The sequence below is a fragment of the Aliikangiella marina genome, from assembly GCF_007004765.1.
Classification (GTDB): domain Bacteria; phylum Pseudomonadota; class Gammaproteobacteria; order Enterobacterales; family Kangiellaceae; genus Aliikangiella; species Aliikangiella marina.
Map to the genome: position 1 here is coordinate 336,139 of NZ_VIKR01000005.1, position 25,208 is coordinate 361,346.

The window sequence follows — 25,208 nt, forward strand, 5'->3', positions numbered from 1 at the left end:
AAATGATGGAAACAAAGATTATTAAAACAGGTATCAAAAATTCTTGTTTGTTTGTTGCCCTAATGTGTAGCTTTAATACTTTTGCTGGCGACAACACAGAAACATTAAATAACACGCAAACTCAAATCATACACAGAGTATGGAATGATGTTGCTATGCCTTTAGAATGGTATTTGCACGAAGATGGTGTAATCACTAATGATGTAAATATGCAAGGTACGCCAGCAATTAACAACGCGACTGCTGTCACTGAACTTAGCGATGCATTTCAAGCTTGGGAAGCTGTTGTAACTTCGGATATTTCAGTTTCATACGCAGGAGAAACCTCAATTGCTGATGCTGGTTGTGACTTGGTAAATCTAGTTACTTGGTCTGATACCGCAATTCCGTTGCCCGCAAATGCTATAGCTGCATCGTTAACAACAATGTATGTTGGCCCTGACATCGTGTTAAATGCGGGCAATCGAAATCTGCCTTGCGGATTTCCTGGGAGCCCGAACCCAAATGTGAATCTTCCTGTGGCCACTTACCCCAACGGAACCTTACTAGAAGATGGTAACATTTTGGATATGGATATGATTTGGAACGCTGCGGTGTTTGATTTCTCGACTAACCCGAATGCGACGCCTGATGTGTTTGATATTCAAGCAATTGCGACTCATGAGTTTGGTCATCATTTTGGATTTGCTCATACCAGTATGTCTTTTAATGGTGTAAATGCTGCAACGATGTTTCCTGCCGTTAGTGATACGGACATTGCATGGCAAAATAATGTTCGCACTTTAAATGCCGATGATGTTGCGGTATCCGGGCTCAATTATCCTGGTATCGGGTTTTGGCCGGATGGCAGCGCGCCCTATACTACAGGGGCGATAAGTGGTTGGGTAAGGCAACCAGATGCTTCTGCAGCTGTCGGTGTCAGAGTTTGGGCGTATAGCACTGCCGATCCATTACAACCTGCCTATGAAACTTTTACGGTGCATCCTGCGGATTGGGATCCGAGTCTTTCTGCTGGCGATTATATTCTTAAAGGACTTACGCCAGGAACCTATAATGTTTGTATTGTCTCTTGGTTAAATGGCGTGCCGTTTGCCGGACTAGATGACCCAACCAACCCTGCAAGTTCGCCCTATAACATCACGCCCTTAAACGGTAGTGGGCATATAGGTTTCCCTACGGAATGTTATGACGACGCGCCTTCGATTACCGATGATCCAACTATACATGTTGACTTGGTTGAAGATGTGTTAGTGGTTGCTGGTAATACAACACCCGATATCAACTTTGTCACGGGGATCGGCGATGTCGATGTAATGTTAGTATTAGATCGAAGCGGCTCCATGAACTTGTCAGCGACTGGCGGTGCGATGACGAAGATTGAAGCGTTACAATTGTCTGCAAATTCATTTATTGATTTTCTCGACCTTGATGGCGGACATCGATTGGGTTTAGTGCAATTTAATGACGCTGTTGTTCCTTTTGCGCCACCTTTTGATTTACAAAACCTCAATGCAGCTTCTCGACCTAATGCGCAAACTGCGATTAATGGTATGCTGGCAGGTGGTATGACAAATATAATTGATGGCGTTGATGAAGCTGTTAATCAGTTAACAAGCGTTGCGGACCCTCATGATCGACAAGTGGTATTTGTGTTTTCCGATGGGATGCATAATTCGCCATGGGGATCTGATTTAATGGATATTAACGCGCCGATTGTTTCGAATGATTTAAATCTTTATAGCTTAGCGATTGGTACGAGTGTTAGTGGCGCCATACTTTCTACTGTTGCTATGAATAGCGGTGGTGATCATTTAGAACATCAATCGGCAACTCCAGCTGATCTCCAAAAATTCTTTATCTCAGTAGCCGCACAGGCAGTTGATTTAGCTACATTGGTGGATCCCTTATATGAAATGAGTGCCGGTGATGCAGATTCGCTGACCGCATTTGTTACTAATGCGGACAAAAACTTAACTTTCACGATGAATTGGGACACTCCTAACCAAAATCAGTTTAATGTCTCAGTTGAAACACCTAGTGGATGCACCATAGGCACTATTTTTACTGTGCCAGGAGTTGACATTAGACGTGGTGAAACTCACAGACATATAAAAATCCCTTTACCTTTCCGCTGTGGTAAAAATTGGGATAAAGCCGGAGAGTGGGTATTAAACTTTACTTCACAAAAAAGCGAGCACGAACAAACTCAGTTAATTGCTCAAGCTTATAGTGATTCTAATTTAAGAATGTTTTCCGAGATAAGTATTATCGAGGATGTTAATGTAGTGACAGCTAGATTGGTCAATGAAGGAGAAATAATCAATGAAGCAGCGTTCACTGCAGATGTCGTTATTCCGGTTCCTTCGACCGATGATAGTTATCAAGATGATCAAGGTGAAGGAGGGAAACCTCGTCCGATTGAACCTGAAGAAAAACGTACGGTACGTTTAGTTTTAACCGATGATGGTCGTGGTATGGATCAAAAAGCGGGTGACGGAATCTTTACTGCTAAATTACCGATTGGTGAAATTGGTAGTCATCGTATGCTAATAAAGAGTGAGTTTAAAGCCGAGGGTGACTACGGTAAACGTGAGCATGTGACGGCTTATTTCTTTGATGGCAAAAATGTAATTCAAGCTGACAGAAAACGATAATAGCTAATATTGACACCTCACTATAGCGTTATATAGTGAGGTGCTTTTAAGTGTAAGCATAAAAAATGTTGTTTTAAGCAGTGAGAGTTTTAAATGATTTTTCTGCAATGCCAGTTATTTTTTGACATTGAATGTTTACTATCAAAAAAAATTCCATCGTTATTTTCTACAACATTATCTACGACAACATTATTTACTACAGCATTGAGTGACTTGTTTATGATCAAAAATAGCTTTCCCAAAATGTTCTAAAGCAACAAACGATCTTTAATCGGAATAAACGCACTCGCCGATTCAATCAGTGATTTCGCCGTCAAACTTTCTACACCATATACTTCAAAACTGACTTCAAATTTATCTCGAACTTTCTTCGCTAGTAAATCAAAGTCCCCGTCACCAGATACTAAAACAATTACATCGCTTTGTGCTGCAAGCTCTATTGCGTCGATAGCAATACCGACGTCCCAATCGCCTTTTGCTGAACCGTCAGAGCGTTGAATAAATGGTTTTAGTTTTACTTCAAAACCAATAGCTTTAAGAATATTTTGAAATTCTCTTTGCTTGGTATCACCGCGGTCAATTGCGTAAGCAATCGCTTTAACAACGGTTCTGTTTTTAGTGACTTTTTCCCAAAACTGGTTGTAGTCAAAATTACGTTTAAAGGTTTGTCGGGTCGTGTAGTAGACATTTTGCACATCGACTAAGATAGTTACTCGCTGCATTACTTACTTGTGCCTCCCATCTAAAATTACCGGACCATTACCTTTTAAATTCATTGCGTCATCAGGGTTATGAATCGGACAATTTTTTAAAGACATGCAGCCACAACCGATACAGCCACTTAATGAATCTCTTAACCGCTCCATATAAGCAATCCGTTGATTAAGTTGTCGTTGCCATGCGCTTGACAGTCTTTTCCAGTCTGTCTTTGTTGGTGTGCGGTTTTCGGGTAGCTTTGCGAAGGCTATTTTGATTTCTTCCAGGGTAATCCCCATTTTTTGTGCCGCTTTAATGATTGAAATTCGGCGGATGACGTCACGTTTGTATCGACGTTGATTCCCTGAATTACGCCAGCTTTGGATCAATCCTTTCTCTTCATAAAAGTGTAAAGTCGAAACTTTCACTCCACATCGATCAGCGACAGCGCCAACGGTTAAGTTAGTCTCATTAAGCATCTATTAATCCTATTAAAAATAACTATCAGTAAACGCTTTACCTCAAGTTAAGTTGAGGTATTAGTATAACCTCACAGATTAAATAAATCACATACATTTCATTCGGAGGTTAGTGATGAGTACCTACATTAATGCGATTCAAGCAGAAGCAGTCACCAAGGAAAAAGAGAAAGTCAATTCAACGCTGTCGGGGATCGGTTTTGATTTTCTCCGTCAACCATCGACCGAAGTCATTGAAAAAGAGCGCTTTGCCAAGATGTTCTGCAAAGTTTTTAATGATGTTATGCGCTTTAAGTAAGCAAGGAGACCAGTATGCTTAGGTTAGAACATATTAATATGGTTGTTACCGATCTCGACCAATCGTTAAAATTTTATCACGCGGCGTTTCCCCATTGGCGAGTTCGTGGTAGTGGCTCGATGGATTGGTACGGTAAAACCAAGAAATGGCTCCATTTTGGCGATGATTACTTTTATTTATCGATCAACGATGGTGGAGAAGGAGAGAACCGACACTTAAAAGGTCATAGCGTTGGTTTAGCACATATTGGTTTTGTTACCGAGAACTTGGCTGCGTTAATCAAACGCCTTGCTGACGCTGGCTTCGAGGTTGACCATGGCGGAGAAAGCAAGTTTCGAAATAATGCCTATTACATTGACCCAGACGGATTCGAAATCGAGTTTGTTGAGTACTTAAGTGATCTTCCTGCTGAGCGAAATGGATATGAGTAAATGGCGATCTACTCTGAAAATTGTCGCTCTCCAACTCGCAGTTAAGACTGAGAGTTGGAGACTAAAAACCAAGCGGCATTCGTTATTACAAAGAACATTGATTACTATTTTAAGCTAATCAACAATTCGAGTACCTGACTCTCCAGTGCCATTGGCCACTGATAAGAACGCGCCTGGATTTCGACCGGAAACGATCGCAATAGAGTTAACACCTTCGCTCAACAGTTTCATTGCTTCTTCTACTTTGGGAATCATTCCGCCTTGTATGATACCTTCAGCAATCAGCTTATTGGCTTGTTGACGACTTACTTGAGCGATGCGGCTTTCGGGTTGCTTAAGATCTCTAAACACCGCGCCAACTCCGGTGGTTAATAAAAGTAAATCAGCCTTCAATGCGCGAGCGATTTGCACCACGGTGGTATCAGCATTGATATTGAAGATACGACCGCCCTCTGAAACCCCAAGCGTTGCGATAACCGGTATTTGGCCTAAGTCGAGTAATCCCTGAAGTAATTCAGCGTTGATTCCAGTGACATCACCCACTTCGCCAAAATCAATTGGCTTATCACCAGCGCCAGTAACGATAACCGGCGGGCGTTTACTCGCTCTGATTAAATGTCCAGAAGCGCCGTGACACCCAAAAGCAGGTAATCCAGCCTGGATCAAGGTCGCGGTTAAGTTAACGTTTACTTCGCCTGCAATCGCTTGTTTAACAACAACTAGGTCTGCTTCTGAAGTAATTCTTCGCCCAGCAACTTTGTTGGGAGTTAAGCCATGCTTCTCTTGAAGCGCATTAACTTGGGGGCCCCCACCATGCAATAAAACAACTGACCAGCCTTCTGCAGTCAGATCCTTGATGTTGGCTGCCAATCCTTCTCGCTCTGCTTTATCAAGCAAAACATCGCCGCCGACTTTAATGACGGCGGTTTTTTTAGTATCAGTCATGATTAATCCTTCTTGGTAGAAAGGAAATTGGCTTAAGGCCACAATCCAGGATTATCAAGGCCGTAATGAGCCGGTTTACCAGTCATCAAATTAAAACTCTGTATTGCTTGGCCTGCGCCGCCTTTGATTAAGTTATCGATTGCGCTGGTTAAACATAAGGTGCGTTTGCCGGTGTCTTCGTCAATCCGAGTATCGATGCCGATTTCAACTCTCGCTGTTCCAGACACGGCCACTACCTCAGCTGGTGCCCCTTTGGGACGAACGGTAGTCAGGAGATGATCCGCATAGTAATCTTGATAGATTTTCTCGATATCTTCGTGGCTTTTATCTTCAGGTAAATCGATTTGTGAAACCGCTAGTATGCCACGAACTAATGGAGCGGAAACTGGAACAAAATCCAGTGAAATACCTTCAGCACCTGCGTGACTTAACGTCTGCACAATTTCTGCTCGATGCTGATGATGAAGAGTCTTGTATGCTTTTAAATTATTCACACGTACAGCGTGGTGAGTACCGGCCTGCGGTTTCACCCCTGAGCCAGACGAACCTGTCATCGCAACGGTCCTAACATTGGTTCCTTTGAGCAATCCAGCTGCAGCGAGCGGGAGAAGACCCATTGCTATACCTGTTGCAAAACACCCCGGGCTTGCAACGTGTTTTGCATTTTTAATTGCTTCACTATTCAGCTCTGGCATGCCATAAACAAAAGTACCTAGTCTTTCCGGACAAGGATGCTCCGGCGCATAATCTCGAGTGTAATCTTGTAAGTTCTCCAACCGGAAGTCTCCAGATAAATCGATGATTTTGACGTCCAGATCGAATAGCTCCATAGCAACCCGAGCGGTAATAATATGAGGCATTGCCAGGAAAACAATATCAGCACCTTCGGCACATTCTTGCGGTGTAATATCCTGCATTTTGATATCGTCATAGCCGGGCAGATTGCGGTGCACCTGACTGACCGATTGACCGATAAAGTCTTTACTCGAAATGCGGAGTAGCTCGACATCTTCGCGAACTAAAACGTGACGGAGGATTTCTGCAGCGCCATAGCCAGCGCCACCAATAATCGAAACTTTGGTTTTACTCATGATAAATTTTCCTACGAGAATTAGTTAATTAAATCAACATGCCTTTCGCCGATGGCGAGACAGTTTCTAATTACCACCGCGTCAGAAAGTACCGAAAAGGCTTCCGGTCACCTGCCGTCATTCCCGCGGCCATCGCTGCAACCTTAGTGGTATTAGCTTATGGACAGTGTCGCTCATAGCTGTGACAGAGCGACAGCTCAACCTTCGAATTTCCAAGCGATTGTTGAACAAGACAGATTATGCCTAAAGCGATATCAAGTTGCCATAATAAAATGGCTTAAAGGAATGAAAATTTGAATTGAAACGAAGACCTAAAGCAGAGGCAAATTAATGCTTGGCCTCTGCCTTTTCTGCACAGTGAGTGCAGAGAGTTGTGTAGGGGACTAGTTTCAAGCGCTCGAAAGGAATCTCTGCATCGCAAGTTTCGCAAATCTCATAGCGCCCGGTATCCATGCGGTGAAGGGCATTTTTAATTTGTGCCATTTCTTTTTGCGAAGCATTGCCAAGTGCTTCGAGGACTTCTTCGTTCTCTCGTTCAACCGCTTGCTCGCTCCAATCGCTTGATAAAGGTTGATTTTGGTGAGTGATATCAGCATTGATTGCTTGAACACGAGATTCCAACTCGCCGAGTCTTGCGTGGAGTGTTTGTTTGATTTCGTCGAAGCGTTGCATCAGAACTTCCTCATATATCCGTCATTTTTATGGCTTAGAATTAGAGTCTATCGCAAATTCACTTGAACTAATTGACCTAAGTCATTGATTAGTAGTCATGTGGTTTTTTACGAATTTTCAAGGATGGAATAAAAAATCGCTAAATTATGATTAGTTCTAAAATAAGTGTTTTTTTAGCTGACGAAATGAAATTTTATTTCTATAGTTGAATTAAGAGCAAACACAAACCATCAATCAAAATGGAGCCTATTTATGCAGTTAGTTCCAGTTTTAGAAATTCGACATGGTAAGGGCGTACATACGCGTCCCAAGAACAATTTTGTTGATGAAGTGGTTAAAGAAGATGCGATGCAAGTGGTTACCGGTTGGTATCAAGAGGGCGTTCGCCGAATTCATGTGGTTGACGTTGACGCCGTTGAGAGCGGCGAGCCGGAAAACGTCGATCTAATCGCGAAAATCAAACAAACCTATCCCGATCTGTCGCTGCAAGTTATTGGTGGTATTAAGTGTATTGAGTCTGCGTATGTGTGGATTGATGCCGGCGCTGATTTTTTGGTTCTCAATGGCAAAGCCATTCGCCAACGAAATTTGCTCGATGATATTTGTGTTGAATTTCCCAACCGGGTATTGGTGGAAATTGATTGCCGCCGGGGACAGGTGGGCGTTAATGGTCAAACATTAACTCACCTTGCCCAACAATTAGAAGACGATGGTGTTGTTGGTTTGGTTGTCACCGATGTTGCGAATCATAACGGTGAAGTTAATGCTGGGTTGGCGAGTATAAGTGAACTCAGCAGTGCAATCGAAATTCCGGTTTTTGCTAATGGGGTTGTTGATAAGTTAGACGATTTAAAGCGATTACTCGACTCGCAAAGCGCAAAGCCTTCAGGCGTGTTAGTGGGTAAGGCGATATATAACGGTGGGATCCGCCTTAATGAAGCCAACTCAATGCTAGCCCAATATCAAGAGGCGTCTTGAGGCCTATCTGTGCGAATTGCGTTCTAACACTTCGAATAAAGGCCTGCCCCAAGTACCTGCCTCAAGAATCGGTTACGTGTAATATATCAGTGTTTCAGGCCTGGTGTTTGTAAGAAGAGATTAGAAGCGCTTGCATGAATGAAAACGCAGCGATTTAATGTTTACCAAGAATGCGGCAAGGATTTATGCAGAATAATCTTGTTGTCTTCCTGAGAAATATATCCGCCAGCTCTTAAATCTTTGAGAATTCGCGCGACCATCTCCCTTGACGCGCCCACCCGACTAGCGATGTTCTGTTGAGTGAGTTTTTCGTTGATGACTCTGACCCCATCGATTTCTTCCGATAAATTGAGAAAAGTAACCGCAATTCGTCGATACACGTCCATCAATCCCAACTTTCGGATAGTCTCTGTGGCTTCAATTAATCGAGTCGATAGGTTTTCAATCAAGTTGATAGCAAAACTTGGGTAGTTAGCAAGGCATCGCCGGAAGTCAGACTCAGGCATAATCCCCAAACGAGAGTCTTCTAAAGTCAAAACAGACGCGGTTCTGGGAATCGATTTGATCAGCCCCAATTCACCAAAAAACTCGCCTGCTTCATGGATATTTACGATAATTTCCTTGCCATTGTCATCGTCCAAGTAGACCTTAACACGTCCATCGAGCAAGAAATAGAGACTGTGCGAATCGTCTCCCTCGGTCACAATTTGGGTCTTTTTTGGGAAGCTTCGAGTATGAATATGCGAAAGAATACCGTCCACGGTCTCCTTTTCGAGATCATTAAATAGCTCAAAATTTCGCAATTGTGACATAAAATACCTTTAACCCTTTTAAACTTGAGTCTAGTTTACGCTAAAATGTAGTGCAAGTGCTGATTGAGCATGTAAATATTTCACAAAAAAACAACAAAGTAATCACCTAGTTAGGCGCTCTTGTTAATTTATAATGAACCATATTGGTGTAATTGTATCCAGCGTTTGTAGGAAAATAATTATTAAAAGTAAATGTCTGGTTTCCCGTAAGGATTGTTTTGCAGCTATTGGATAAAAATTGGCTCTTGCTACTGCTGCTACTGATGGGGTTGTGGCTTCTGCCCAGCGAAGCAGAGACGGTAAGAGAATATACAGGTCAAAAAAATGTTTATGTGACTGAGTGGTCTAAGCTCAAGCACCGGGCAGAGTTAGGTGATCCTGAAGCATTATTTGTCCTTGGCAATTTTTATTTTGACCCACCCAAAGGCAGTGGCTTTCGAAAAAACTACCGAAAAGCCGCCGAATATTATTTCCAAGCCAGTTTGCGAGATTATCCAGCCGCCCAATACAACGTCGCTTTGATGCTTGCCCAAGGTTTGGGCTTTGAGCAAGATGTCGTTGAATCCTACGCATGGTTTTACATTGCTTCTATCAATCCAAGTCCTACCGCCAAGCACATCAATAACAAAACGGCGGTGATTGTCGAACAACTGCGCACCGAAATTCCCTCAGAGCAGCTCTCAATTGCCGAACAAAAAGCCGAAACATACCTGGGTATCATTAAATCTAAGCGTTTCCGCGAAGCGAAAATGCCGCTACGAAAAAGCTAGCGACCCGTTCAAACATGCTGTCAAAGCGTCTCCTCAGCGGCGCGCTCAAGCGCTTTCGACTCCTTTTGATTTTTCTTGTGCTTAAAGATAACCAAGATATTCGCACCAATGATCATGCTCGCGCCAACGACTTTTTGCCATGTGATTGCCTCGCCAAGGAAGAAGTAACTCATCATCATCGCTAACGGAACATATCCATAATAAATGACTGCAGTAAAGTTAGCCGGTAATTCGGTACTGACTTTAATCCAAATAGTATGCGCAACAAGGGTACAGACCACACCGAGTGCGGCGAGACTTAACCAGTCGGTTCGGCTCAAGTCGAAGTTTGCCTGTGGCAATAAAAGGGCAAAAAATAACAAAGCAAATCCGAATTGACCAAGTCCCCGAGTGTTAGTTGTTAGATGGGAGAGTTGTCGATTAATCAGGGGTAAACAGGCGTATAGAAAGCCACTGACAACCGCAATTGCAAACCCGAGTAGTTTCTCTGAGTCAATCGAGAGTTGTGGTGATGCGACGTAGATCCCGATGAAAGCAATAAGTACCGCCATTAAATCGATTAACGATAACTTTTCTTTGAAGATAGCAGCATTCAAGAGCAATAAATGCACCCCGAAGGTCGCAACGCCAATGGCAGCCAAAGAGGCATCTGCGAGTTTGATACTCTTAAAATAAGCATACCAATGGATAGCAAAGACGAATCCTAAAAAGCCTAGCCAGCGCCACTCTTTTGGGTTCAATACCACCCTGCCTCGAGTGAAAAGAAGTATTATGGCAAGGCCGACTGACGCAATCGCTAAGCGGATTATGCCGATAGTTGCTTCATTTGCTTGCGTGTAGCGTATTAATACTGGAACAAAACTCATCAAGACTACCGCTATTACAGCGAGCGAAAGCAGGGCATTAATTGAGTGTTTTGAGCGCATAGTATCCAGCTGGTTGTTAACAAGAAAACTATTGATTAACTGAGTAACCGAAGAGTAATCAAATGGTAATTGATTTGGCAAGTAACAAGGTGCTGGTTATTATGCTTAAAAGTGATGGGCGAGTAAAAGTCTAACCATGAAGCATCTGACAAGAGTCATACTACTGACAACCGTTAATATTCTGCTGTTTTCCAGTTTACCGAGCCATAGCAAAAGCCTGTCTAGTCAGGCGTCGCAATTGAAGTTTGCACTTGGGGAATTACAGCTCAGACGAAATGATCCAGCGAGACAGAAGGCTTTTCTGGCTGCATTCCCGAAAAATGCTCGCGACTTTAACCGGTTGTTTAACAGTGCGAGTCGAGATGAATTATGGGATGGTAACCCGTATATTTTTGAACTAGAGAGTGTTGTTCAAAATAATCCTCAACAAGGTTTTGAAATTGTTTTGGGACTAGCAAGTCAATTAACGTGGGCTCCTGACGCGCCAAACTATTTGCAATTTGCTTTGATGAAAATCTCCATCGATAATCCGTTCGAATTTGCCAAACAGTACGAGGGACTTTCAGAAAAACAACGAAAGAATGTCGTTAAATTTTTAACAGAGAGTAAAAATGGGCCAGCTGTGGGGTATCGGCAATTGATTGGAATTTTGAAACGAGTCAATAAAAAAGCGGTAGCGCAAGAATTAGAAAAAGCACTTTGAATCTCATTAATCGTTAATTAATTGGCAATTGGTTTTCGAACTGACGTACGAGTTTTAGATCGGAGCGACGAAAACTCGCTAAGACGAGCCAGATCGCTGATTTAGCATTTGGGCAGACAGCCCGGCCTGCGCATCATTTATTACTTGAAGAGTTGAGAGAACTGTTAAGTCAATAAAAGATAGAGCTCGCAGGACGGACTGAATCTGGAATACCAAATCGAAAATTGGTATGTAACCGTTTTACTAACCGCAGAGGACTTAGTTATAGCTTGAGACTTCCGCTAAAACATCATGGCCCCAACCGATTAATGTATCATTCTTAAAAACCAGTGGTGTGGTTTCATCTTTTGTCGTATCGCCATCAGAGTGACGATGATGGGTGCGATAAAATAAAATTCGATATTGGTCCTCGCCTCGACTAAAAGCTTCTGAAAAATTCGGTGCACCTAGTCGGGAGACAACTCGTTGCCGTGATTCATTAAGTTCAAGGCGACTAATAAGAGAGCGGTTTTCGCGTTGCTCAGACTTCCAGTCAGAGTCATTCCAGTCGCGGTACTCGCCATCAACGATGATACAACCGGATAAAGAAACCGCGAGTAAGCTTGCAGCGGCCAGATTGAGTAATTGTTTCATGCTTCCTCCATACTCATTGATTTTATATTTAACGATGAATTCCAAAAACGAATTGTTGCTGATTTAGCAGGTATTGTGCCAATTGCTACAAGTCAGATAATTAGAGGGGTTCCCTAAAGGTTTAAGCAGAAAATTTTAAAATTCGATTTTAAAATTAGTGGTTTAAACCAAAATATTGTGAAATCTTTAATTATTTGAATCATGTTGCTACTGACTTTTTATTTCTGTGGATATCAGAAGTTGGGATTATGTAGACAATTGGTTGAACTCAAGCTGAACGCTAGGATTGAGACAATATTTTTATCCGTCTTCTCTAGTGTTCTCTGTGTTTATTGTCAAACGAAGGGATTGTAAACTTAAACAAAACACATTATATTGTGCTTCGGAAACCATTAGTTTCTATATCTGGTGGTTTTTAATACAATTTGTGGTAGGGGAAGCTGGTGAAAATCCAGCACTGTCGCGCAACGGTGATAAGCTACATTAGCTTTTAGTCCGATTACCTACATCCGTTTAATTATGCCTCGCGTAAAGGTATGGATTGAAAGTCTTCGGGACCCGCTAGGGGTTGGATTCCGTTTGTCGGCTTAACTCCGCTTCACGCGAGCATTATTCTCAGTGAAGAGGAAATTATGCTCGAAACCATTGATGCTCAAGAATCAACCCATTTAGGTGATTCAAGCGAACGCACACCTTCTAACGCAGAGACCTCTGCCAATCAAGAAAATCAATATGCGGTTATTCGTCGTAACGGCACCGTAACACCGTTTGATTTAAACAAGATAAAAGTCGCTATGACTAAAGCTTTTCTCGCCGTAGAAGGTGACTTAGCGCTAGATTCAAACCGTGTTCATCAGTCTGTTGAGACGCTTGCCAATCAAGTCTATCAAGCTCTGATCCGCCGTTTACCTGAAAGTGGCGTGATGCATATTGAAGATATTCAAGATCAGGTTGAACTTGCGTTGATGAGAGCTGGTGAACAAAAAACCGCTCGAGCCTATGTGTTGTATCGCGCTGAGCATGAAAAACAAAGACAGGCTCTGCAAGAAGATTCCCCATATAGTCGCAAAAGCCAATTAACCATTCGTCAGCCAGATGGCGCGATGCTCCCGCTTGAAAAAATCAATATTAATCAGATTATAGAATTGGCTGTTGCGGAGATTGATGATGTTTCAGGTGAGACGCTGATTGAGCTGACATTGAATAATGTTTTCGATGGAATGACTTTGCAAGATTTAAATGACGCGATGGTATTAGCTGCAAGAAGTTTGATCGATCAAGAGCCTAACTACAGTCAAGTTGCCGCAAGATTGTTGTTAGCGAACTTGCGTTTAGAAGCGCTATCATTTTTAAACCAATCGTCGAAGAATCTTACTCAATCTGAATTCGAATCTCACTATGGTGAGTATTTTATCCAGTATGTTCATAAAGCCTCTGAGCTAGAGTTACTTGATGAAGAGCTGACTCGATTTGATTTAAAAAAATTGGCAAAAGCAATTGTGCCGAACCGCGATCTGTCTTTTAACTATCTGGGATTACAAACCCTATACGATCGCTATTTCATTCATAGTGAAGAAATCCGTTTTGAATTGCCACAAGCATTTTTTATGCGGGTTGCGATGGGTTTAGCAATGAATGAAATTGAACGAGAAGAAAAAGCGATAGAGTTCTATAAAGTTTTATCTAACTTTGATTTTATGTGCTCAACCCCTACGCTTTTTAACTCTGGAACACGACGGCCACAGTTGTCATCCTGTTACCTGACCACAGTTCCTGATCATTTGTTTGGTATTTATGACGCATTTAGGGACAACGCCATGTTGTCTAAGTTTGCTGGAGGGCTTGGCAATGATTGGACCCGTGTTCGCGGTATGGGTTCGTACATACAAGGTACCAATGGTAAGTCTCAGGGCGTTGTTCCATTTTTAAAGGTAGCCAATGATACGGCGGTGGCGGTTAATCAAGGGGGTAAACGTAAAGGCGCAGTCTGCGCTTACCTTGAAACTTGGCATATTGATATCGAGGATTTTTTAGAGCTTCGTAAAAACACCGGTGATGAACGGCGTAGAACTCACGATATGAATAGTGCAAATTGGATTCCTGATCTTTTTATGCAGCGCGTGATAGAAGATCAAGACTGGACACTATTCTCACCAGAAGAAGTTGATGATTTACATGAGCTGAGTGGACAGGCATTTGCTGTTGCGTATAGTGCTTATGAAGATAAAGCTGGACGGGGTGAAATTACACTCTACCGAACCGTTAAGGCGAAAGAGCTTTGGCGGAAAATGCTGGCAATGCTTTTTGAAACCGGTCACCCATGGATTACTTTTAAAGATCCCTGCAATATTCGTTACACCAACCAACATCAAGGTGTTGTTCATAGTTCCAATTTATGTACGGAAATTACTCTTCATACGAGCGATGATGAGATTGCTGTGTGCAATTTAGGCTCTGTTAACTTGCCTGCTCATTTTAATAATGGCGAGCTTGATAAAGAAAAGTTAGAACGCACCATAACCACAGCAATGAGAATGCTCGACAATGTTATCGAATATAATTATTACAGCGTACCGCAAGCGAGAAATTCAAACTTAAAACATCGCCCAGTTGGTTTAGGAATTATGGGGTTTCATGATGCGCTTTACATAAAGAATATTCCTTACGCGAGTGAAGAAGCTGTTGGTTTTGCGGATGAATCGATGGAGCTCGTGAGCTATCTGGCCATTAGTGCGTCTAATCGATTGGCTCAAGAACGTGGACGTTACTCGACCTTCGAGGGCTCGCTTTGGAGCAAGGGTATTCTGCCAATTGATTCAGTGAATCAACTGGCACAAGAAAGAGGTAATTATTTTAACCAAGACTCCTCCCAACGACTCAATTGGGACACGTTGAGAGAGAGTATTGTCAAGCATGGTATGAGAAACAGTAATTGTTTGGCCATTGCTCCAACAGCAACAATCTCAAATATTTGTGGCGTTAGCCAATCCATTGAACCGACGTATCAAAATCTCTATGTAAAATCAAACCTATCGGGAGAGTTTAGCGTTGCAAATGCCCACTTAATCGCTCGCCTAAAATCGCTTGGTTTGTGGGATGAAGTAATGGTGAATGATCTCAAGTATTTCGATGGATCGGTTCAGCAAATTGATCGCATTCCAGACGACTTAAAAGCATTATTTGCGACAGCATTCGAAATTGATTCTCGTTGGTTAGTTGAAGCGGCTTCAAGGCGTCAGAAATGGATCGACCAAGCGCAGAGTCTCAACCTTTATATGGCAGAAGCCTCTGGTAAGAAGCTCGACCAATTATACAAGCTGGCCTGGGTCAGAGGTTTGAAAACAACTTATTACTTACGTTCACTCGGGGCAACACAAATGGAGAAAAGTACGTCGCAACAATCAAAATTGGCGACAGAGCCACCTAAGGTCTGTTCAATTCTTGAACCTGACTGTGAAGCTTGTCAATAGAATAAAAAAAGGAGAAAAGTGATGTTAGATTGGAATGATCCTATTGCGGAATTTCAAGCTGAAGAAACTACTAGAAATGAAACTGCGCAGACAAAAAAAGCAAAAGCAAGTTTGCAGAAAAGCACGATAGAAAAATCAAATGGAGAAGATTTAAATAAACCCTCTGGTCAAATGGCTGCTGAACCGGTTCGCGTCGAAGATAAACGGATCATTAATGGAGAAGGCGATATTAATCAATTAGCGCCATTTAAGTATCCATGGGCTTGGAATTTCTTTCTAAATGCGAATAAGAACCACTGGACCCCGCTTGATATTAATATGACGAAAGATGTTCAAGATTATCATCAGCGACTTACCACGGAAGAAAAGCATGTGTATGAAAATGTTTTAGCTTATTTGACGACGTCAGATATTCTAGCTATGCGCAATGTGGGGCTTGCAGTTATGGAAAAAATGACTGCACCTGAGCTACAAATCTATCAGGCAAGACAGGTTTATGAAGAAGCTTTACACACATGGACCTATCAACACTGTATTGAATCAATTGGTATTGATCAAAGTGAAATCTATAATCGTTATCGAGTGGTTCCGCAAATCCACCAAAAGATTGAATTAGCCAATCAGAAACTCAATTCAGTGTTACGCCCGGATATCGATTTAAAGAATCCTGATGAGCTGGATAACTTTATTCATGCTTATTTGTTCTTTGCTGGCGTTTTCGAAGGTTGTTGGTTTTATAACGGTTTTAGCCCAATTTTTGCTTTGCAACGGCGAGGATTAATGACTGGTACCGCTGAGCAACTCCAGTACATTATGAGGGATGAAGTTCTTCATTGTGCTTTTGGTATTCGAGTTGTACGTGAGATAGTTAAGGAAGAGAACTTGACTTTAGATACTCAGCGTTTGCGGGATATGTGGGACCAGTGTGAAGCTGCAGAAATCGGATATGCCAATTACATCTTGAGAGATCCAATTCTCGGCTATAGTGCTGAAGATCATATCGAGCAATTTCGTTTTATAGCCAATCGACGAGCGAAACAACTTAATATCGAAGAGCCGTTTCCCGGGGCTCAAAATCAGTTGTCATGGCTCGATGAGCAAGCCAATATGCGCAAAGAGAAAAACTTTTTTGAAACTAGAGTGACTGAATACCAAACTGGAGCTGCGCTTAGTTGGGATTAATCATTATTGCTATGTAACGAAAGAATCTTTGTAAGATAGAATCTGATTTGGTAGATTGGTTTCCTAATAATCGTAATCCAATCTACTGATTTATGACTGTCGAATTTCGGTTAGGGGTTATCGGAAATCCAATTTCTCATAGCCTTTCGCCACCCATCCATTACCAATTTGCTCAGCAAGTCGACATATCTATTGAGTACCAAAAGCATCTTGTTGAGGAAAACAATTTAAAATCTTTTGTGCGATCATTTTTTGAACAAGGTGGTCAAGGGCTCAATGTTACTTTGCCGTTTAAACAAGCGGTGATCGAATGTGCCGATAAGGTTACACTGGATGCTGAACTAGCCGGATCAGTTAATACCCTGTTTAAAAATGAATCCAATCAAATTGTCGGCACCACCACCGATGGCAACGGACTTTTAATTGACTTGCAACGTCTCGGTTTCGAGTATCAAAACAAGCACATTTTAGTGGTAGGGGCGGGCGGCGCGTGTCAGTCGATAATCCTTTCGTTATTAAGTGCTGGCGCCAGGGTGAGCATGTTAAATCGGACAAAAGCTAAAGTAGATCTGCTGCTTAAACGATTTGATTCACTCGGCCCGATCGATGCTTATCAAGCAACTGAACAACCAGATGCGATTATATCGACTGTCAGTGAGTTTAATCCGGTGCTTTTTGACCCCCTTTCCGATTTAGTTTCACAGACAGACTTTTGTTATGACCTTAATTATGGTCAAAGAGCAGAACAGTTCATTCATTGGTGTAAAGCCAATGGGGCGAGTAACACTGCGGATGGGTTTGGGATGCTACTCGGTCAAGCGGCGGAATCTTTTAATATTTGGACGGGACAACGACCTGATATTCAATCGGAGAGCTTGTTTGCATTGGCTAAATAGCCAGTCTTGGTGTTTGGTGTATACTTTTTATCAATCAATCAATCAATCAATCAATCAATCAATCAATCAATCAATCAATCAATCAATCAATCAATCAAGCAAACGTTAGCCCGCTAAATAACGATCTTTAAGCTTCACGTAGTTTTTAGCCGAGTAATCAAAAAACTTTAGCTCTTCCTCATTGAGGGGGCGTATCTTCCGAGCGGGAGAACCCACCCATAAAAAGCCACCTTCAAGTTCTCTGCCAGGCGGGACTAGGCTGTTTGCACCCAGGATGACATTTGAGTGAATAATTGCGCTGTCCATAACGACAGATCCCATACCGATAAGACAGCTGTCAGCTATAGAACATCCGTGGATCATCGCCTTATGGCCGACAGTGACGTCATTGCCGATAAATAAGTCATGTCCTTCTGGATCGAATGGACCAGCATGTGTCACATGTAGCACGCTACCATCTTGGATGCTGGTTCGTTCGCCAATTCGAATAGAATGCACATCGCCGCGGACTACCGCCATCGGCCAAATCGAGCTATCAGCACCAATTTCGACATCACCAACGACTAAAGCGGTTGGGTCAACAAATACTCGGTTACCGATTTTGGGGTGCGCATTTTCAAATGATCTGACGCTCATACCAAACCTATCTGCAAGATTATTATTCAATTAGCGATATTCTAGCCTAAATTGTAATCTTTCCATAACAAATTGTATTTATAGAGGATATAGCTATTCCCTAGTGCAATTTAGTTAGGGCATGGGTTTGCTTCTCTTGAATAATTAATTGATAAACAGGGGCAAGGATTGCCCCTGTTTGAGGCTAGCGCATAGTGACTAGTTCTTCTGCTGATGTGGGATGAATTGCGACAGTATTATCAAAATCCGCTTTAGTCGCGCCCATCTTGACGGCTACCGCGAAACCTTGCAGCATTTCATCCGCGCCTAGACCGATAATGTGAACGCCGACAACTTTCTCTTCTGGTCCGACGCAAACGAGCTTCATTTTAGTCGGTTGGCGGTGAGAAGTTATTGCTGTGTACATAGCGGTAAAGCTTGAAGTATAAATTTTGACGTTATCGCCATATTCGGCCCGCGCTTCAGCTTCAGTCAAGCCCACTGTCCCCACCGCCGGATGGGAGAAAACTACCGTTGCGATATTGGTATAATCTAGCTTCTCGTTTGGCTTGTTATTAAATAATCGCTCGGACAATCGCCGGCCGGCAGCCACGGCTACAGGTGTTAATTGAGCACGCCCGGTGTTGTCGCCAACCGCGTAGATATTTTCAACGCTCGTATTTTGATACTCATCAGTAACAATATAACCATGTGAATCAAGGTCTATTCCAACATTTTCCAAACCAAGGCCATAGGTGACCGGGCTTCTGCCGACTGCATAAATCACCGCATCGACATCCGGCAAGTCCAAATTATCAGTGTGTAAGGTCAAACTCTCGTCATCATTCTTATCAATTTGAGTAATTTGAGTGCGTGAGTGGAGTTTGATCCCCTCTGCTTGAAGCTGCTCTGTTAAAGTTGAGGAAATCATCTCGTCAAACTCTCGTAATGGATGATCTTTACGAACCACCAGATGAGTTTCACTCCCGAGGGCATTAAATACTCCCGCGATCTCCACAGCGATATAGCCAGCACCGACTATCACAACACGCTTAGGTTGATGCTCGAGGGCGAAGAATCCATCTGAATCGAGAATGTGTTCTTTACCCGGGATCTCAGGGATTACCGGCTGGCCGCCGGTTGCAATAAGTATGTGCTCTGCAGTAATTGCGCGATCACCCACTTTTACGGTGTTTTTATCGACTATCGTTGCCCAGCCTTGGATTACGTCGACGTTATTTTTACCGAGAACATTATCATAGGACTGGTGAATTCGGCCGATATATTCTTCTCGATGTTTGACGAGAGTTTTCCAGTCCAAGCCCTTTAATTCGGCTTGAAAACCATAGTCTGGTGCAAGTTTAAAAGCATCGGCAATTTGTCCAGCAAACCACATCACTTTTTTGGGAACACAGCCTACATTGACACAAGTCCCTCCAAGGGCTTTTGCCTCAACAATAGCGCATTTTTTTCCATACATTGCGGCTCGGTTAGCTGATGCAATACCGCCGCTTCCGCCGCCGATAGCGAGGTAGTCATAATCATACTGTGACATGAGAGATTCCAAATAATTAAAAGTTAACAATTAAAACTGAGCGTGGTGTGAACACAGGCAATTTAGCGAATAAAACCTTAGAGTTTTTACCAGAGGTACTTGAATTTGCGCTAAACTGGCCTTAGTTTGCATTTAATCCAACCCAATTACTATTCCATAATGACTATATCTAACCCATTATTATTACAGAATCCTATTGAAAAAGTTGATCAGATAGTTCCAGACAATGTTGTACCCGCAATAAAAACTATCATTAACGAAAATCTACAAGCTATCGAACAACTGGTGGAACAGCCAGACTTGGATTGGCCTTCGCTGATGTTACCGTTAGAAAAGTTGGAGAATCGTCTATCAAAAGCTTGGTCGCCAGTCTCGCACTTAAACAGCGTGTGTAATTCAGATGAGCTGCGAGCCGCTTATGATGAAGCGCTCGCCGATTTAACGGCTTACGGCACGGCACTTGGTCAACACAAAGGTTTATTCACTGCGACGGATAAGCTTTATCAAAGTAAAGAACAATTAGGGCTGAGTGATACCCAGAAGCATATCCTCAAACATGAGCTGATTGGGTTTAAATTGTCAGGGCTTCATTTAAACGAAGCCGATCAGAAAACATTCGCTTCTATTCAGTCACGTTTGGCGGAACTATCGTCAAAGTTTGAACAGAACTTGATGGACGCCACCATGAGCTGGACCAAACAGGTTTCAGAGTCCGACTTGGCCGGGTTGCCAGAAACTGAAATGGCAATGCTGAAAGCGAATGCTGCGTCTCGCGATATGGACGGTTGTTTGATTACTCTAGAAATCCCTAGCTATCTTGCCATCGTTACTTATGCAGATGATCGCGCATTGCGAGAAGAGGTTTACTCGGCCTACACGACAAGAGCCTCTGAATTAGGCCCAGACAAAGGCAAGTTTGATAACAGTGAAATTATGGCAGAGCTATTAACCTTGAAGAATCAAAAAGCGAAATTATTGGGGTTTAAGAACTACGCCGAATTATCCGTTGAGACCAAAATGGCGGAAACGCCTGAACAAGTATTAAAATTTTTACAGCAGCTCAATCAAGCAAGCCAAGCGCAAGCAAAAGCGGAATTTGCTGAGTTAAAAGCGTTTGCCAGTGAAAATGGAGTCGATGATATACAAGCTTGGGATGTTGCTTACTTTAGTGAAAAACTAAAGCAGAAAAACTATCAAATCTCGCAATCGGAGCTGCGCCCCTATTTCCCGGTTGATAAAGTGATTAGTGGGCTCTTTGATATTACAGAGCATCATTTTGAGGTGACGTTTAAGAAGAAAGCAGGAGTCAACGTTTGGCATAAGGACGTAAAAACATTTCAGATTTTGCGTAACGATCAAGTTATAGCTGAGTTTTATCTCGACCTTTATGCTCGAGGTCACAAACGCGGCGGTGCATGGATGGATGATTACCAAGGCAGAATGAGGCTTTCCGATGACCAGATGCAGATCCCGGTTGCTTATTTAACTTGTAATTTTGCGCCGCCAGTTGATGATGCGCCAGCACTTCTTACTCATGATGAGGTCGTTACTTTATTTCATGAGTTTGGCCATGGGATCCATCACATGCTCACCCAGGTCGATGAACTCTCGGCGTCAGGTATTTCTAATGTACCTTGGGATGCCGTAGAGCTCCCCAGTCAATTTATGGAAAATTTTTGCTACGAACCCGAGGTGATTAGCAAACTAAGTGAACATTACCAGACGGGCGATCCATTACCGCAAGATAAACTCGATAAACTCATTGCTGCTAAAAATTTTCAATCGGCTTTGATGATGGTAAGACAGCTAGAATTCGCTTTGTTTGATATGAAAATTCATTTGAATGAACCTTTGTCTGCAGCTGGTATTCAACAAATATTAGATCAAACTCGTGATGAGGTGGCGGTTATCAAACCGCCCAAGTTTAATCGATTCCAACATGGTTTTTCGCATATATTTGCTGGTGGCTATTCGGCCGGTTACTACAGTTATAAGTGGGCGGAAGTTTTGTCTGCTGATGCTTACTCGCTGTTTGAAGAAGAGGGAGTCATGAACCCAGATGCGGGTAGAAAATTTCGCGAAAATATCTTAGAAAAAGGTGGTTCGGCTGAACCGATGGATTTGTTTGTTGCTTTTCGTGGTAGAAAGCCAGAAGTTGAACCACTGCTTCGGCACTCTGGGATCAAACATTAAATCGTTTTAGAGGACCGCGCTTGATAAAGCAGTTTTTTATTTATAAAGGTGAAAGTTCTAGTGATTTAGATCGCGCTAAAGCGGCTCAATTATCTGAGTCGCTAAATATCGACGCGATTGATAATCTGGAATTATTGACGAGTGAACAAGCTGCGTTTGCTTTTCATGACGAGAAACTGTTACTTCATCTATATCTCGACAAATCGCTGACTGACCTCGCTTTTGATTTTCATGACGGCGAGGTTGGTTTTCGCGCGGCTAGAGTTTCGAAGTCAAATGAAGTTGTCGCGAAAGCGATTGGTTGTAAGCCGAATTATCGACCAGTAGTTTTAGATGCAACTGCTGGTATGGGGAGAGATTCATTGATCATGGCAGCTTTGGGGTGCAACGTGATAATGAATGAGAGAAACTTTGCGATCTATCAATTACTCAAGGACGCATTAAGCCACTATAAGCAATCAAAGGATTATCGAGCGTTACCTGGAAGTCTCGATTTGAACGAAGCTGATAGCATTAAGGCAGTGCTTGAGAATGAGTCATTTGAGGTTATCTATCTTGATCCCATGTTCCCAGAGAGAAAAAAATCAGCATTAGTAAAAAAAGAAATGCGATTATTCAAGCAATTAGCTGGTGAGGATAATGATGCTGACAGACTTTTTAACTGGGCGATGAGTCAACCGGTAAAAAGAGTCGTGGTAAAACGACCAAAAGGTGCGCCTATTCTGGGAAGTAGCAAACCATCCCATGAAATTAAAGCAAAGAAATTTCGTTATGATGTTTACTTAGTTGGATAAGCTTCGTGATTGACTATGGTATTGATGACTCTCACAAAAAACGGTAGAGCGAATAGGAAAAGCTGCCGGTTTTTTTACTTTTGAGTGGTTCAAAACTGTCATCCGGAATATATTCCTGGTCACTTTTTTCTTGTTCGATATAAACCAGCGCATTAGATTTTAAATGAGGTTTGAGGGAATCAATCGTTTGTTGCATTAACCCTTTTCCAAAGGGGGGATCAAGAAACACCAGATCAAACTTCTGAGAATTGTGACGCAAAAACTTATCGGCATCGAGGTTAACGACTTTAGCGGCTTGAATATTCAGCGATTGACAATTGACTTTCAAAGCCTCTGCTACTTTTCGATTCTTCTCAACCATCACCACAGATCCTGCGCCTCTTGATAGCGCTTCAAAACTTAGCGCTCCGCTCCCTGTGAATAGGTCGAGGCAGTCACTTCCCGCGATATCTCGAGCAAGCCAATTGAAGACGGTTTCTCTCACCCGATCGAGCGTTGGCCTTAAACCATCAGCACCCGAAAAACGAATTTTTCGACCACGCATCGATCCACCAATGATCCTGACTGTACCGGCACCACTTTTAGACTGTTTTGATTGTTGCTTAGGCTTGGATTGTTGCATGATAGTAAACTGCTTGGTTGCATGAGCAGGTTGTTTTTCAAACCTCAATTATCGGTTTTAATGAGTTAGCTGACTGGTAAAAGGTAATAATGAATAAGCGCAATATCATTATTGCGCTTTTAGTTCGATAATTAAGGCGTTCACTTTCGTTTGTACTTCTTCTGATAGGCCTGACTCACTGGCTTTTCTTCGCAGAATATCGGCTACTTCGGCGACCGACCAACTATTCATTCGCTCTTCTAGCTGCAAATCTACATAAGCATCCTGCAGTTTGGCTTGTCGTTGATGTTCTGCTTCTTTGGCTTTAACTTCTGCCATTTCAATTTCCTGCTTACCCTCTAATTCCATTTTCTCTTTTTCAGCGAGCAGGCGCTTTTTTTCTTCGATGATGGCAAGTCGCTTTTCTTTTATTTTGACACTTTCCATAGTCGCTTTTTTGGCTTCGGCTTGAGCTTTTTCAGTCTGCAGCCTAGCTGCTTGAATTTTATCCTGTTCTTTCTGTTGTTGAAACTTCTCTCTCTCAATCTTCTTAAATTCATTGAGTGCATCGACTAAGTTCTGGTACACGTTTTTCACCTTGGCTTGAATAGATTGCAGTTGGTAACGTTCATGAAATTCATTGGCTTCACTGATGTATTTCAGCTCATTAATCAGCGAGGTAATCTGTTTTTTATCAAATGTCTTTTTTTCTAGTAGTGACTTCTCAAATTGCTCAAGCTGGATACTTGCAGCGCGATACCAATCAGCTTGTCCCATGTCTTCTTCTGGAATAACAAAGCTGCTAAAGGTTGTTTCAACTTGGGCAAGTTTGAACTCTTCTGATTCACTGGCTTTGAGCAAATCTTCAAGTGCGTCTTTAAGATCGTCGATTTGATGATGTGACTTAAGCCAGTGGCTAGCCCCTTCCATCCCAGAGCGGGATACAGATTCGGAGAGATAATTAAGCTTTTTCTGCCATGTCTTACTGAGCTCGGCAGTTCTTTTTTTTATTTCGTCGAGGTCGAAAGATTTGCTTACCATAAATAATTCTAATGCTTAAGCGGAAGACCTAAGTATATACTAAAAAAGAAGTTTTTCTCTAGCATTTAAAAAGTTATTTACATTAGAATTTGGTCTATTTCTTGTCGATCTTGGGTATTTTTAGGTCGAATAAAATTGATTGAGATGGATCTCACAGCAACAAGGACTGAAAAATGAATCGCTGTGCTTGGGTTGGTAAAGAACAGATTTATATTGATTATCACGATCAAGAATGGGGAGTTCCTGTCTATGATAGCCAAGAGCTTTTCCAACATCTTTTATTAGATGGTGCACAAGCGGGGTTAAGCTGGATTACCGTGCTTAAAAAAAGGGATAATTACCGCAAGGCGTTTTATAACTTTGATCCGATAAAAATGGCTAAAATGACTGATGCTGAGCTAGAAAATCAGTTGCAAAACCCGGGAATTATCCGCAATCGTCTAAAAGTTTTTGGATTCAGAAAGAACGCCGTTGCCTACCTAAAAATCCAAGCACAACAATCGTTTTCCGAGTTTCTGTGGCACTTCGTTGGCGGTAAGCCAAAGGTAAACCATTGGAAAAGCTTGCAAGATGTACCCGTGAACACACCGGAATCTGATGCGATGTCAAAAGCGCTCAAGAAAGCGGGGTTTACTTTTGTCGGAACAACGATTTGTTATGCCTTTATGCAAGCTGTTGGCATGGTCAATGATCATACGGTTGATTGCTTCAGGCACAACTATCCCGACTAATGTTAATGCACAAAAAAGGGGCAACAAAGCCCCTCTAAAGTC

At 42.4% G+C, this 25,208-nt stretch carries 24 protein-coding genes and 1 riboswitch; of the genes, 12 read left to right on the plus strand and 12 right to left on the minus strand.

All coding sequences use genetic code 11. The features are described 5' to 3' along the window. Positions 1–5: 5 nt before the first annotated feature. Positions 6–2,654, plus strand: a complete 2,649-nt coding sequence (locus FLL45_RS18780) for a VWA domain-containing protein (RefSeq protein WP_185964549.1) — start codon at positions 6–8, stop codon at positions 2,652–2,654. Between the two features lie 248 nt (positions 2,655–2,902). Here FLL45_RS18780 and FLL45_RS18785 read toward each other — a convergent pair whose 3' ends face one another. Both FLL45_RS18785 and soxR read right to left on the minus strand, forming a co-directional pair. Further along, positions 2,903–3,376: an NYN domain-containing protein gene (locus tag FLL45_RS18785; RefSeq protein WP_142943596.1), complete on the minus strand. Its 474-nt coding sequence runs from the start codon at positions 3,374–3,376 to the stop codon at positions 2,903–2,905. Between the two features lie 3 nt (positions 3,377–3,379). Then, positions 3,380–3,829, minus strand: a complete 450-nt coding sequence (gene soxR, locus FLL45_RS18790) for a redox-sensitive transcriptional activator SoxR (protein WP_142943597.1) — start codon at positions 3,827–3,829, stop codon at positions 3,380–3,382. Positions 3,830–3,944: 115 nt separating this feature from the next. Between soxR and FLL45_RS18795 the strand changes: the two genes are divergently transcribed. Both FLL45_RS18795 and FLL45_RS18800 read left to right on the plus strand, forming a co-directional pair. Next, positions 3,945–4,127, plus strand: a complete 183-nt coding sequence (locus tag FLL45_RS18795) for a hypothetical protein (protein ID WP_142943598.1) — start codon at positions 3,945–3,947, stop codon at positions 4,125–4,127. 14 nt (positions 4,128–4,141) lie between these two features. Continuing rightward, complete coding sequence (locus tag FLL45_RS18800; RefSeq protein WP_142943599.1) at positions 4,142–4,558, plus strand: VOC family protein; 417 nt, start codon at positions 4,142–4,144, stop codon at positions 4,556–4,558. 114 nt (positions 4,559–4,672) lie between these two features. Here FLL45_RS18800 and argB read toward each other — a convergent pair whose 3' ends face one another. From argB to FLL45_RS18815, 3 genes are all read right to left on the minus strand, one after another. Continuing rightward, positions 4,673–5,503, minus strand: coding sequence for an acetylglutamate kinase (argB, locus tag FLL45_RS18805; protein ID WP_142943600.1), 831 nt, complete (start codon positions 5,501–5,503; stop codon positions 4,673–4,675). A 32-nt stretch (positions 5,504–5,535) separates the two neighbouring features. Next, a complete protein-coding gene (argC, locus tag FLL45_RS18810) occupies positions 5,536–6,594 on the minus strand; it encodes an N-acetyl-gamma-glutamyl-phosphate reductase (RefSeq protein ID WP_142943601.1) in 1,059 nt (352 codons plus the stop codon). 327 nt (positions 6,595–6,921) lie between these two features. Beyond that, positions 6,922–7,266, minus strand: a complete 345-nt coding sequence (locus tag FLL45_RS18815) for a TraR/DksA family transcriptional regulator (protein WP_142943602.1) — start codon at positions 7,264–7,266, stop codon at positions 6,922–6,924. 252 nt (positions 7,267–7,518) lie between these two features. Between FLL45_RS18815 and FLL45_RS18820 the strand changes: the two genes are divergently transcribed. Next, positions 7,519–8,244: a 1-(5-phosphoribosyl)-5-[(5-phosphoribosylamino)methylideneamino]imidazole-4-carboxamide isomerase gene (locus tag FLL45_RS18820; RefSeq protein WP_142943603.1), complete on the plus strand. Its 726-nt coding sequence runs from the start codon at positions 7,519–7,521 to the stop codon at positions 8,242–8,244. 161 nt (positions 8,245–8,405) lie between these two features. On the opposite strand, the gene FLL45_RS18825 is transcribed toward FLL45_RS18820, so the two are convergent. Beyond that, positions 8,406–9,056 carry a Crp/Fnr family transcriptional regulator gene (locus FLL45_RS18825; RefSeq protein WP_142943604.1) on the minus strand — a complete coding sequence of 217 codons (651 nt, stop codon included), beginning with the start codon at positions 9,054–9,056 and terminating at the stop codon, positions 8,406–8,408. Positions 9,057–9,283: 227 nt separating this feature from the next. Here FLL45_RS18825 and FLL45_RS18830 point away from each other — a divergent pair, with 227 nt between their 5' ends. Continuing rightward, entirely contained in the window at positions 9,284–9,826 is a 543-nt protein-coding gene (locus tag FLL45_RS18830; protein ID WP_142943605.1) for a tetratricopeptide repeat protein, read from the plus strand. 20 nt (positions 9,827–9,846) lie between these two features. On the opposite strand, the gene FLL45_RS18835 is transcribed toward FLL45_RS18830, so the two are convergent. Continuing rightward, positions 9,847–10,833, minus strand: coding sequence for a DMT family transporter (locus FLL45_RS18835; protein ID WP_142943606.1), 987 nt, complete (start codon positions 10,831–10,833; stop codon positions 9,847–9,849). A 55-nt stretch (positions 10,834–10,888) separates the two neighbouring features. Here FLL45_RS18835 and FLL45_RS18840 point away from each other — a divergent pair, with 55 nt between their 5' ends. Then, on the plus strand, positions 10,889–11,455 hold the full coding sequence (locus tag FLL45_RS18840; RefSeq protein ID WP_142943607.1) for a hypothetical protein: 567 nt from the start codon (positions 10,889–10,891) through the stop codon (positions 11,453–11,455). 258 nt (positions 11,456–11,713) lie between these two features. Here FLL45_RS18840 and FLL45_RS18845 read toward each other — a convergent pair whose 3' ends face one another. Further along, positions 11,714–12,088, minus strand: a complete 375-nt coding sequence (locus tag FLL45_RS18845) for a DUF3192 domain-containing protein (protein ID WP_142943608.1) — start codon at positions 12,086–12,088, stop codon at positions 11,714–11,716. A 413-nt stretch (positions 12,089–12,501) separates the two neighbouring features. After that, positions 12,502–12,637: riboswitch (adenosylcobalamin (AdoCbl) riboswitch) on the plus strand. A gap of 83 nt (positions 12,638–12,720) precedes the next feature. Between FLL45_RS18845 and FLL45_RS18850 the strand changes: the two genes are divergently transcribed. The 3 genes from FLL45_RS18850 to aroE all read left to right on the plus strand — a co-directional run bounded on the left by FLL45_RS18850 (position 12,721) and on the right by aroE (position 17,636). Then, positions 12,721–15,558 carry a ribonucleoside-diphosphate reductase subunit alpha gene (locus tag FLL45_RS18850; protein WP_142943609.1) on the plus strand — a complete coding sequence of 946 codons (2,838 nt, stop codon included), beginning with the start codon at positions 12,721–12,723 and terminating at the stop codon, positions 15,556–15,558. 21 nt (positions 15,559–15,579) lie between these two features. After that, complete coding sequence (locus FLL45_RS18855; RefSeq protein ID WP_142943610.1) at positions 15,580–16,740, plus strand: ribonucleotide-diphosphate reductase subunit beta; 1,161 nt, start codon at positions 15,580–15,582, stop codon at positions 16,738–16,740. Between the two features lie 92 nt (positions 16,741–16,832). Then, complete coding sequence (gene aroE, locus FLL45_RS18860; RefSeq protein ID WP_142943611.1) at positions 16,833–17,636, plus strand: shikimate dehydrogenase; 804 nt, start codon at positions 16,833–16,835, stop codon at positions 17,634–17,636. A gap of 105 nt (positions 17,637–17,741) precedes the next feature. On the opposite strand, the gene FLL45_RS18870 is transcribed toward aroE, so the two are convergent. After that, on the minus strand, positions 17,742–18,272 hold the full coding sequence (locus FLL45_RS18870; RefSeq protein ID WP_142943612.1) for a gamma carbonic anhydrase family protein: 531 nt from the start codon (positions 18,270–18,272) through the stop codon (positions 17,742–17,744). A gap of 184 nt (positions 18,273–18,456) precedes the next feature. Further along, entirely contained in the window at positions 18,457–19,806 is a 1,350-nt protein-coding gene (gene gorA, locus FLL45_RS18875; protein WP_142943613.1) for a glutathione-disulfide reductase, read from the minus strand. 159 nt (positions 19,807–19,965) lie between these two features. On the opposite strand from gorA, the gene FLL45_RS18880 reads away from it, so the two are divergent. Together FLL45_RS18880 and FLL45_RS18885 are read left to right on the plus strand one after the other, a co-directional pair. Then, on the plus strand, positions 19,966–21,999 hold the full coding sequence (locus FLL45_RS18880) for a M3 family metallopeptidase (RefSeq protein ID WP_142943614.1): 2,034 nt from the start codon (positions 19,966–19,968) through the stop codon (positions 21,997–21,999). Positions 22,000–22,019: 20 nt separating this feature from the next. Beyond that, positions 22,020–22,793: a class I SAM-dependent methyltransferase gene (locus FLL45_RS18885; protein ID WP_142943615.1), complete on the plus strand. Its 774-nt coding sequence runs from the start codon at positions 22,020–22,022 to the stop codon at positions 22,791–22,793. A 31-nt stretch (positions 22,794–22,824) separates the two neighbouring features. Here FLL45_RS18885 and rsmD read toward each other — a convergent pair whose 3' ends face one another. Next, positions 22,825–23,415, minus strand: a complete 591-nt coding sequence (gene rsmD, locus FLL45_RS18890; RefSeq protein WP_142943616.1) for a 16S rRNA (guanine(966)-N(2))-methyltransferase RsmD — start codon at positions 23,413–23,415, stop codon at positions 22,825–22,827. 108 nt (positions 23,416–23,523) lie between these two features. Next, the gene (locus FLL45_RS18895; RefSeq protein WP_142943617.1) at positions 23,524–24,435 is read right to left on the minus strand and encodes a hypothetical protein; all 912 of its coding nucleotides are present in this window, start codon (positions 24,433–24,435) and stop codon (positions 23,524–23,526) included. A 173-nt stretch (positions 24,436–24,608) separates the two neighbouring features. Between FLL45_RS18895 and FLL45_RS18900 the strand changes: the two genes are divergently transcribed. After that, the gene (locus FLL45_RS18900; protein ID WP_142943618.1) at positions 24,609–25,166 is read left to right on the plus strand and encodes a DNA-3-methyladenine glycosylase I; all 558 of its coding nucleotides are present in this window, start codon (positions 24,609–24,611) and stop codon (positions 25,164–25,166) included. Positions 25,167–25,208 lie beyond the last annotated feature (42 nt).

What these genes read in the sequence shown, in the direction of transcription:
- FLL45_RS18780 (WP_185964549.1), top strand. Translation starts at nt 6, where the DNA reads ATGGAAACAAAGATTATTAAAACAGGTATCAAAAATTCTTGTTTGTTT.
- FLL45_RS18785 (WP_142943596.1), bottom strand. Translation starts at nt 3,376, where the DNA reads ATGCAGCGAGTAACTATCTTAGTCGATGTGCAAAATGTCTACTACACG.
- soxR (WP_142943597.1), bottom strand. Translation starts at nt 3,829, where the DNA reads ATGCTTAATGAGACTAACTTAACCGTTGGCGCTGTCGCTGATCGATGT.
- FLL45_RS18795 (WP_142943598.1), top strand. Translation starts at nt 3,945, where the DNA reads ATGAGTACCTACATTAATGCGATTCAAGCAGAAGCAGTCACCAAGGAA.
- FLL45_RS18800 (WP_142943599.1), top strand. Translation starts at nt 4,142, where the DNA reads ATGCTTAGGTTAGAACATATTAATATGGTTGTTACCGATCTCGACCAA.
- argB (WP_142943600.1), bottom strand. Translation starts at nt 5,503, where the DNA reads ATGACTGATACTAAAAAAACCGCCGTCATTAAAGTCGGCGGCGATGTT.
- argC (WP_142943601.1), bottom strand. Translation starts at nt 6,594, where the DNA reads ATGAGTAAAACCAAAGTTTCGATTATTGGTGGCGCTGGCTATGGCGCT.
- FLL45_RS18815 (WP_142943602.1), bottom strand. Translation starts at nt 7,266, where the DNA reads ATGCAACGCTTCGACGAAATCAAACAAACACTCCACGCAAGACTCGGC.
- FLL45_RS18820 (WP_142943603.1), top strand. Translation starts at nt 7,519, where the DNA reads ATGCAGTTAGTTCCAGTTTTAGAAATTCGACATGGTAAGGGCGTACAT.
- FLL45_RS18825 (WP_142943604.1), bottom strand. Translation starts at nt 9,056, where the DNA reads ATGTCACAATTGCGAAATTTTGAGCTATTTAATGATCTCGAAAAGGAG.
- FLL45_RS18840 (WP_142943607.1), top strand. Translation starts at nt 10,889, where the DNA reads ATGAAGCATCTGACAAGAGTCATACTACTGACAACCGTTAATATTCTG.
- FLL45_RS18845 (WP_142943608.1), bottom strand. Translation starts at nt 12,088, where the DNA reads ATGAAACAATTACTCAATCTGGCCGCTGCAAGCTTACTCGCGGTTTCT.
- FLL45_RS18850 (WP_142943609.1), top strand. Translation starts at nt 12,721, where the DNA reads ATGCTCGAAACCATTGATGCTCAAGAATCAACCCATTTAGGTGATTCA.
- FLL45_RS18855 (WP_142943610.1), top strand. Translation starts at nt 15,580, where the DNA reads ATGTTAGATTGGAATGATCCTATTGCGGAATTTCAAGCTGAAGAAACT.
- aroE (WP_142943611.1), top strand. Translation starts at nt 16,833, where the DNA reads ATGACTGTCGAATTTCGGTTAGGGGTTATCGGAAATCCAATTTCTCAT.
- FLL45_RS18870 (WP_142943612.1), bottom strand. Translation starts at nt 18,272, where the DNA reads ATGAGCGTCAGATCATTTGAAAATGCGCACCCCAAAATCGGTAACCGA.
- gorA (WP_142943613.1), bottom strand. Translation starts at nt 19,806, where the DNA reads ATGTCACAGTATGATTATGACTACCTCGCTATCGGCGGCGGAAGCGGC.
- FLL45_RS18880 (WP_142943614.1), top strand. Translation starts at nt 19,966, where the DNA reads ATGACTATATCTAACCCATTATTATTACAGAATCCTATTGAAAAAGTT.
- rsmD (WP_142943616.1), bottom strand. Translation starts at nt 23,415, where the DNA reads ATGCAACAATCCAAGCCTAAGCAACAATCAAAACAGTCTAAAAGTGGT.
- FLL45_RS18895 (WP_142943617.1), bottom strand. Translation starts at nt 24,435, where the DNA reads ATGGTAAGCAAATCTTTCGACCTCGACGAAATAAAAAAAAGAACTGCC.
- FLL45_RS18900 (WP_142943618.1), top strand. Translation starts at nt 24,609, where the DNA reads ATGAATCGCTGTGCTTGGGTTGGTAAAGAACAGATTTATATTGATTAT.